Below are 8,787 nucleotides of genomic sequence, written 5' to 3'. Positions count from 1 at the left end.
TAATTCAAAGGTTGTAAAGTTTTTTTGTCTTTTTGTAATTTAAAAATTGTATTTAATTAGGGGGTTTTTTGGAGACTTTTTCACTGGTCCCGGACGTATCTATTGTCCCACTCTCCCTAAAACAATTTTCCCAAACTACTTTTAATCGACTTATATGTCCTTCCAAGAAAAGGACTATTCTTTTTGTACTTGAAATTTCCCCATCTATAAACTACCCAAATCCCTAGTGCAAAAGTTAGTATAGATATAAAGTCAAAATTACTTGGAAAAAGCATCTTTGAGGACCCTAAAATCAAACCAGCAAAGAAAAAAAGTATTTGATTTCCATGAGCTGTAAAAAGAATTTTAAGAACCTTAGCTAAAATAATTATCCCGAATACTGCTCCAAGTACAAAAATAGATAGCTGAGCTAATTGAAATTCATTTATAAGAACAAGTATATTTTCATAAATACCTAAAATAATTAGCACTGCACTACCAGAAACCCCAGGAATCATCATTGCACTACTAGATATAAATCCAGCTATAAATATATGAAATGCCGTTAGACTACTGCCATGGATAAGAGTTGGCATCTCCATAAGAGCAAAAGATAAAATACCCCCAATTGCAAATAATGAGACTTCTTTCTTTGAGTAGCCCTTACTCCTTTTTAAAATAAAGGGAATAGACATCAGCAGACATCCTAATATGAAGGCAGATGTAGGATTTCTATGAAACTCAAACAAATAAGAAATGATGAAGCTCCCGCCCAGCACTCCAAAAGCTCCTCCAAAACCCATAGCTATATATGGCTTTATATAAAACTTTAATAAATCATCCAACATATTTTCATACATTCCAAAGGCCATCATAATAGTCCCGCCGCTAATTCCGGGTATTATAACCCCTATTCCCAATATGATCCCTTTTGCAAATAATAACATTTGATTTTTACTAACCGCCATAGCTTGTCTCATTGTTTTTTCCACAATATATCCCCTTATCCCTAAATAAATTCTAAAAAGAGCCGCGGGGACGTATCTAGCGTCCCACTCCTCTCTAGTTCTTAACTATATTTCCTATGCAATCAATTACATATTTTATGTCATCTTCCTCAATCCCATAGTGAGTTACCATTCTAAACTCATGACTTGAAATTCTTTTCGCCTTAATATTATACGCTAAAAGCCTCTCTAAAAACTCATCAATTGTAAAATTCAAATCCTTTATTGAGCCAAGTACAATATTTGTCTGGACATTATTTAAATTTATATCTATTCCACTTATTTCATTTAATCCCTTACCTAGTATCTGAGCATTTGCATGATCTATATGAAGCCTTGATCTCATAGAATTTAGAGCAATTATTCCTGGTGCTGCCATAAATCCCGCTTGCCTAAATCCTCCTCCAAGGCGTTGCTTAATCCATCTGGATTTTTCAATAAAAGGCTTAGAGCCAGCTAGTATTGCCCCAAAAGGCGCACTTAATCCTTTACTTAGTGCAAACATTACTGCATCGACATTTTCTACAATATCCCTTACATCTACATCTAACGCCGTAGCCGCATTAAAAATCCTAGCTCCATCCATATATACTGGAATGTTGTGTTTTTTACCTAAAGCACAAACCTCATTTATATTCTCAATTGGAACTACAATTCCAGCATTGAGATTGTTTGTATTTTCTATGCATATTAATGATGTTTTAGCTTTTTGTATTCCCTCTTCTTGAATAAGACCTTCCAGCTCTTCTATATTGTATAGGCCATTTACAAGCTTTGTAGTTCTTGGCTGAACCTGAGAAATCGCAGCCATAGCAGCTACCTCAAGGTTGTATATATGAGAAGTATCTCCAACAATTACCTCTTCTCCCCTATTTGTAAAGGCCATTATAGCTACCTGATTAGCCAAAGATCCTGATGTTAAAAATAGAGCATCTTCCGTTCCAAGAATCTCAGCCGACATCTTCTCAAGCTTTTTTACAGTTGGGTCTTCTCCCATGATGTCATCTCCAACCTCAGCATTATACATCGCTTCTCTCATCTCTTTTGTAGGCTGAGTGACTGTATCAGATCGTAAATCAATAACTTTTTCCACAAAATCCACCTTCCTCGTCTACCATTTTAATCATTTTTTATATTATATTCTTTCCTATCTAAAAATACATCCATAACAACGCCTTTATAACTCCTTTGATTCCTCTTTGTCCGTTTTTTCTTAATGCATACTTGAACCCTCCCCCACTTAAGAAGTAAGGGATTCTTTATTTTGTAAAGAAGTTTGGTTTTTTACCCTTATTCTTTTAGGCGTGTCCAAGTCGCCCTACCCTGTAAGCTATGCTATCAGGCTACTTTTATTCTTTGAGGTTGTTTTACATTTAAAATATCTATATCCTTAAAGCTTTTCCTCATTATATTTAATGAACCATTTACATCAGCATTAAGAATAAGTCCAGTAGCTGATTTATACTGACCTCTACTTATTCTTTTACCACTAAATACATACTTTTTCTTATCTCCTACCTTATATGTTGGGATATCATCCTTTGCAAAGAAGTCTGCTACTGATGTATAGCTCTCCTCTTGCTGCATTAGAGAAATTCCTTCTCTTATACACTGATACTCAAGTTTTCCCCTTATTTTGCCTATTGGAATATTTACAAAGTTTTGATTGTTTTTAGTCCCTAGATTAATGTTCTTTTGGATTGTAGGATTATATCCTACTAAAATGGTTCCTATATCGTTCTTAAGGCAGTAGTTAATGATTATCCTTACGCTTTTATTAATGTAGTCATTAACCCTGTTATTTCGCTTATCCCATAGTTTTCTTTGCTTTTTAGTTGTCCCTTTTATTTTTTGCTTGTCCTTAATACTTTGAAGCCTAGAATTTTCCTTATTAGCCCACTGATTTATTGATTTTAGTTTCTTACCATCAATAATAAAGGAATCAGAACTGCTTGTAGTACAAGTACATAAGTTATTTACTCCAATATCAATAGCAAGTATATTTTTTTTGTTTAAATTAATTTGAGGCTCTTCTAATTCATAAATATACTGAGCTTCAAAAAACCTTGCATTTTGTTTTGGAAGTATTCTTATTTCTTTAATTTTTTTACCATTTAAATTTGATGGAAGCCTTATTTCTACTTTGCCATAAGTTTTTCTAAACTCTGGACTCATTGGAACTTTAAAAGTTTCTGATGAAGCATTGAATTCTCCAAAAATAAGATTAAAATAACTGTCTTTTGGAAGATATTTAGGTATTTTTACAGCTTGGTATTGATATTTTCCTTTATGAGCTAGATTAAGTAGTGAAAAGAAGGATTTAAAGTTTCTATCAACAACCTTCATTATTTGCTGAGCAGAGTTGCTATTTAGCAGCTTAAAGTTTTCATTATCCTTGCAAAGATGATAGTTTTTATTGTATTTTAAATACTTTTTTTCAGTAAAAAAATATTGCCTAACTGAATAAAGAGCTACATTGTACATGTTTTTAGATAAGAAGCAAAGCTCTTTAAGTGCAAGGTATTCTTCTTTTGATAGGTGTTTAATTTGTTGCTTTTGAACTCCAAATAAACTATCTTTAGTTTTTGCTTTAGACATCTTAAAATCCTCCTTTCTTAAAAGTATTTTCTCTTTATATTGTACAATAATAATTACTCATGAAAAAATCTTTTAAACAAGTATGTATTTAAAGGAAATGTGATTCACCTCCCACTTTAGAAGTGGGAGTCCTCTCACACAAACTGAATAGAAGAAAAATATATTATAACTCCCATCCATATTAATACCAGCGTCCAAATTAATATATTTCTTTTTTTATTTTCCATATACTCATCTCCGTAGTTTACCTTAGCTCAAACTCCGTAACTATAACTGGAGAAGTTGCCTTTGTTATTTTTGCTTTTCTCTCTTTATCATTTTCAATTACAAATAACGAAAATCCATCTACCTTCCTAATCTCATCAAAGCCCTCTATCTCTATTTCCAACTCATCCAAAGAAAACATAGTAACTATATGTGACGGCTTTAAAATATATCCCTCTTGACCTATTATTTGAAGTTTTGCATTGCTTCCATTTTTTACAATAAAATTATAATCCATGCAATCTAGTGTATTTTCTGATACAGTCTTCCATCCACCATCAAAATATTCTGCCTCAAACTCTGATAATTTTCTTTCATAAAGCTTTTCGTGGTATAAGTTAAGCTTACCCTTTAGAGGAAGAATATATCTTTGAAAACCATTAAAATTAGAAAACTCTGAGCTAGTAGACGTAAATGTAGCCGATGAAACTCTCCACAAAAAATTTCTTTCAGAAAAATCCGCATCATAGGGATATATTGCAAGCTGAGTAGTCTCTCCACCAGCCCATTTTGTAACTTTAAAGTCCTCTTTTTTAAAAATAAATTCTTTCATAGCCCTTCACCCTTATCTATTTGAAATAAAAGCATCTACTGAGGTATTTCCTAAATATATTATACTCTAAAATATATAAACTACATCTATTTAAATTGGGTATAATCACAGTAAAATACAAACTCAGGGGAGATTGAAAATATGAAAAAGTTGCCCTTATTATTTTTAATTATTTTTTTAGCAACAAGTTTAAGTTTTGCCAAGGAAAACGAACCTAGATATCACAAGATGGATGTGCCTTATATTTCTCAGCTATATCCAATTAGAGCAGTGGTTGGCTGCGAAGCTACATCACTACTTATGGGAATGAAGTATAAAGGAGCTGCTCAGGATATTAATCTAAAAGATTTTTTAGATTATATGCCCAAGACAGATACTAACCCAGCAAAAGGTTTTGCAGGCTCACCATATGTTCCAAGCGAAAAAATAAGGACAACAATATATCCAAAACCACTTACAGACTATGCAAATACCTATATGCTGGATATCGCTAGAGATATATCTGGCTCTGAGCTAGATATGATTAAAGAAGAGCTTCTTAATGATAATCCAGTAGTTATATATGCTACAATGTGGTGGAATAAACCATATTACAGGCAGTTTAATATAGAAGGTGAAAATCAGTGGCTCCTTAGAAACAACCATGTCATCCTTCTTGCAGGTTATGATGAATCAACTAAAAAGTTTTATGTTGCAGATCCATATAATAAAAGTAATCCAAGAAGTGAATATTTTTACTGGATTGATGAGGCAAAACTAAAACCAATATATGACGAGAGAAAATGGGCAGTTGCAATAGGCTCATTGCCTGCCTTATACAAAGCACCTGAATCTGTAGAAGATTTTAATGAAGACTCATTTGTTGAAAAAACCTTTGGGAATCACTCCTACTTAGGAGTTACCTTTGAAGACAAAAATTATTTTGACATTCAAGAAATATTAAAGGAAGAAATTAATCATGACTTTATCTATGTAAACGAAAATAGAAATGCTCTGATTAAATCAGAAACATCTAGCCTCGTACTAAACTTTATAAATAACACTCTATATATTGGAAACACAAAAGTAGACTCCATAGCTGGAGATAGAATAACTCTAGATGAAAAGCAGTATTTCGAAGAAAATGATGTAAAGAGGCTAATCAATATTTTAGAAAAGAGCCACGGGGAAAAAGAGCCACGGGGACGTATCTAGTGTCCCACTGGCTCCCTTTTTCTATTTGGGACACTAGATACGTCCCCGCGTCAGATATTTGGGACACTAGATACGTCCCCGCGTCATAGATACGTCCCCGCGTCATTAAATTATGCACATCTCTTTATTTGCCCTGTTTAAGACTTCACACCCGTCCTCAGTCACAAGTACAAGGTCTTCTATTCTTACCCCTATTTCCCCTGGCAAGTATATTCCTGGTTCTATTGAAAATATCATGCCTGCCTCTAATACATCCTCATTTACAGCCGATACGTCCCCATGGTCATGTACTTCTATTCCAATAGAGTGACCTGTCCTGTGAGTAAAATACTCTCCGTATCCCTTTGATTCTATATAATCCCTTGCTGCCTTATCTATATCACAAAATCTAGCCCCTGGTTTCACTTCATTTATAGCTCTTTTGTTCGCCTCAAGAACTATATCAAATACCTCTTTAGATTTTTCGCTAGCCTCTTTCAAAAACACTGTTCTTGTCATATCTGAGCAATATGAATCTTTGACGCACCCAATATCAAGGATTATGCTATCCCCTATCTGCGCTACTTTATCAGTATTACTGTGATGAGGATTAGCCCCATTTGCTCCAAATGCTATTATTGGCGAAAATGAAAACCCGTCTGCCTCAATCTCTTTATATATTCCCCTAAGGACATCACTAAGCTCCTTTTCAGAATATCCTTTAGATACTTCCTCTTTTAATTTTTCCATAGCCATATCGTTGAGCTTTGAAGCCCTTCTCATAAGTTCTTTTTCTTCCTCATCTTTTATCATTCTCACCCTATCCACAATAAGTGACGAATTTACATATGAGCTAGCAGCATTTAAATTCATAAGCCCAATTAAAAATCTAGATGGCCAGATCTTATCAATTCCCAGAGACTTATCCTTTTCTATATTATCAGCTAGGATTTTAATCTCATCATCTGTGTCATCAAAATATACTATTTCCAGCCCCAAATCTTCATTTATAGGAAATAATTTATTTACAAAAAGCTTATTTTTGCCTTTAGCATTCAAATATAGAGCTAGCATCCTTTCTCCTGGATGTATCCATTTTCCAGTAAGATAAAAAATAGATGCAGAATCTGAGATAATCATCTGCTCAAGATTTTCTTTTTTCATAAGATTTATTACTTTTTCTAGTCTATTTGATTTCATGTTATCCTCCTCAATTGATATGGGACATTAGATACGCACCTTCATCGTATGTGACTATCCTGTTTTCTTTAGGTAAATCAAATGATATCAAAGTCCCCCGTATAAATGCTCATAATATAATTGTACTCTTTGTCTATCTTTGACCTAAATTTTTCTTCAGATAAAACATCATATAAGCTGGCTGCGTCTTCAACCAAACAGTCAAAAATAATTTCTGCCATTTCCTTATCTTCTTTAATAATTTTATTATATCTTGTTTCTACTTCATAGGGAAAATCCAATCCATAAGTTATATTATCAATTTTTCCATCTAAATAGTCTTTTGTCATATTGAGTAGAAATTCAATATTTATCTGTTTCATCTTCTCATTCACCATCCGTCCCACTAGAGTTTTATCTTGAACTACTTATTTTCCATAATTGAAGTATTACCATTTACCATGTAAGGGAACTCATCTATAACTACTAAAATCCTATTTTCCTTTGACTTTTCAGCTAAAAAATTTGTCGAGTCATGTTTAGACTAAATTAAACTATACAATTTATTATATAGTTGAGGGTGGGACATTAGATACGTCCCCTCGTCATAAAGTTTTTAGAGTATAATTTAAAAACTATTGATAATTAATTTTTATTAGGGTATATTTTAATAAAGGGGTGGTTTTATGAAAAATCGAGATATTTATCTTTCCCAGCTAATAAAATTCAAAAACAAATCTTTAATTAAAGTAATAACAGGTTTAAGAAGATCTGGAAAGTCCACATTACTTTCACTGTTTGAAAATCACTTAATTGAATCAGGAATTAAAAAAAATCAAATTATACGTATGAATTTTGAGTCTTTTGATTTTGATGAAATTGTTAGCTATAAAGAGCTCTACTCTTACATTAATAGTAAAATTATAGATAAAAACAAGAAATATTATATTCTTCTTGATGAAGTCCAGCAAGTATCATCTTGGGAAAAGGTGATTAATTCATTCCTTGTAGATGCTAATGTAGATATCTATCTAACTGGTTCAAATGCCTATTTACTATCTTCCGAGCTCTCTACACTGCTCTCTGGTAGATATGTTGAAATAAAAATGCAACCATTATCTTTTAAAGAACATTTAAATTTCATAGAATCAGATAAAGAAAGTACTATTCAAGAAAAATTTAACCAATATCTCGAATATGGTGGACTTCCTACAGTAGTTGAACTATTAGACAATAAAGATACTATTGGCCCTTTTCTAGAAGGAATCTACAATACTGTAATCATGAAAGATGTTATTGAAAGAAATGAAGTTAGAGATGCCGCACTTTTAGAGAGTCTTCTTAAATTTATTGCTGCAAATATTGGAAGTATAGTCTCCACTAAAAAAATTAGTGATTATCTAACAAGTAGCGGTAGAAAAACCACAAGTGATACTATTGACAATTATCTTAAAATGCTTGAAAATGCCTTCATAATTTATAAAGCAAATCGTTATGACCTAAAGGGTAAGATGTTTTTAAAAACACTTGAAAAATACTATATTGTAGATATGGGAATTAGAAATAAGCTTACAGGCCTTAGAAACACAGATTATGGTCATGTTCTTGAAAATATAGTTTATCTTGAACTTCTAAGGCGAGGGTATGATATATCAATAGGAAAAATCGGTACACTAGAAGTAGACTTTGTAGCCACAAAGCCAAGTGAAAAAATCTACTATCAAGTCTGCGCTACAATCATGGATGACAAAACAAGAGAAAGAGAACTTAGACCCCTAAAATCTATTTCTGACAATTATCCCAAGTATATTTTGACTATGGATCAAACAGTTTTTAATGACTACTCTGGTATAAAAGTGAAAAATATAATAGATTTTTTGATGCAGTAGAGCCACGGGGACGTATCTATCGTCCCAATGGCTCTCTTTTTTTGGGACAATAGATACGTCCGGGACCAGTGAAAAAGTGGTCCTTTTCCCCTCTAAAATGTTAACAAGATTTCTTTAAATTCCATTTTACACCTAATAATTTGAA

The 8,787-nt window shown here is 32.7% G+C and carries 8 protein-coding genes; 2 read left to right on the top strand and 6 right to left on the bottom strand.

What is annotated here, in order from left to right; genetic code table 11:
* Positions 1-116: 116 nt before the first annotated feature.
* The 4 genes from J2Z35_RS14170 to J2Z35_RS14155 form a co-directional block, all read right to left on the bottom strand.
* Positions 117-971, bottom strand: coding sequence for a DUF368 domain-containing protein (locus tag J2Z35_RS14170; protein WP_209662058.1), 855 nt, complete (start codon positions 969-971; stop codon positions 117-119).
* Positions 972-1,041: 70 nt separating this feature from the next.
* On the bottom strand, positions 1,042-2,079 hold the full coding sequence (locus J2Z35_RS14165; RefSeq protein WP_209662057.1) for a threonine aldolase family protein: 1,038 nt from the start codon (positions 2,077-2,079) through the stop codon (positions 1,042-1,044).
* 245 nt (positions 2,080-2,324) lie between these two features.
* Positions 2,325-3,584, bottom strand: a complete 1,260-nt coding sequence (locus J2Z35_RS14160; RefSeq protein ID WP_209662056.1) for an RNA-guided endonuclease InsQ/TnpB family protein — start codon at positions 3,582-3,584, stop codon at positions 2,325-2,327.
* Between the two features lie 244 nt (positions 3,585-3,828).
* Positions 3,829-4,401 carry a HutD family protein gene (locus tag J2Z35_RS14155; RefSeq protein ID WP_209662055.1) on the bottom strand — a complete coding sequence of 191 codons (573 nt, stop codon included), beginning with the start codon at positions 4,399-4,401 and terminating at the stop codon, positions 3,829-3,831.
* Positions 4,402-4,542: 141 nt separating this feature from the next.
* Here J2Z35_RS14155 and J2Z35_RS14150 point away from each other — a divergent pair, with 141 nt between their 5' ends.
* On the top strand, positions 4,543-5,595 hold the full coding sequence (locus J2Z35_RS14150) for a C39 family peptidase (protein ID WP_209662054.1): 1,053 nt from the start codon (positions 4,543-4,545) through the stop codon (positions 5,593-5,595).
* A gap of 105 nt (positions 5,596-5,700) precedes the next feature.
* Here the strand turns inward: J2Z35_RS14150 and J2Z35_RS14145 are convergent, their stop codons facing one another.
* Both J2Z35_RS14145 and J2Z35_RS14140 read right to left on the bottom strand, forming a co-directional pair.
* Positions 5,701-6,774 carry a M24 family metallopeptidase gene (locus J2Z35_RS14145; protein WP_209662053.1) on the bottom strand — a complete coding sequence of 358 codons (1,074 nt, stop codon included), beginning with the start codon at positions 6,772-6,774 and terminating at the stop codon, positions 5,701-5,703.
* 77 nt (positions 6,775-6,851) lie between these two features.
* Positions 6,852-7,136 carry a hypothetical protein gene (locus J2Z35_RS14140; RefSeq protein WP_209662052.1) on the bottom strand — a complete coding sequence of 95 codons (285 nt, stop codon included), beginning with the start codon at positions 7,134-7,136 and terminating at the stop codon, positions 6,852-6,854.
* Between the two features lie 303 nt (positions 7,137-7,439).
* Here J2Z35_RS14140 and J2Z35_RS14135 point away from each other — a divergent pair, with 303 nt between their 5' ends.
* Positions 7,440-8,642, top strand: a complete 1,203-nt coding sequence (locus J2Z35_RS14135) for an ATP-binding protein (RefSeq protein ID WP_209662051.1) — start codon at positions 7,440-7,442, stop codon at positions 8,640-8,642.
* Positions 8,643-8,787 lie beyond the last annotated feature (145 nt).

It is taken from the genome of Acetoanaerobium pronyense (genome assembly GCF_017874355.1).
In the GTDB taxonomy this organism is placed as follows: domain Bacteria; phylum Bacillota; class Clostridia; order Peptostreptococcales; family Filifactoraceae; genus Acetoanaerobium; species Acetoanaerobium pronyense.
This window is presented reverse-complemented; position numbering and strand designations above follow the sequence as displayed.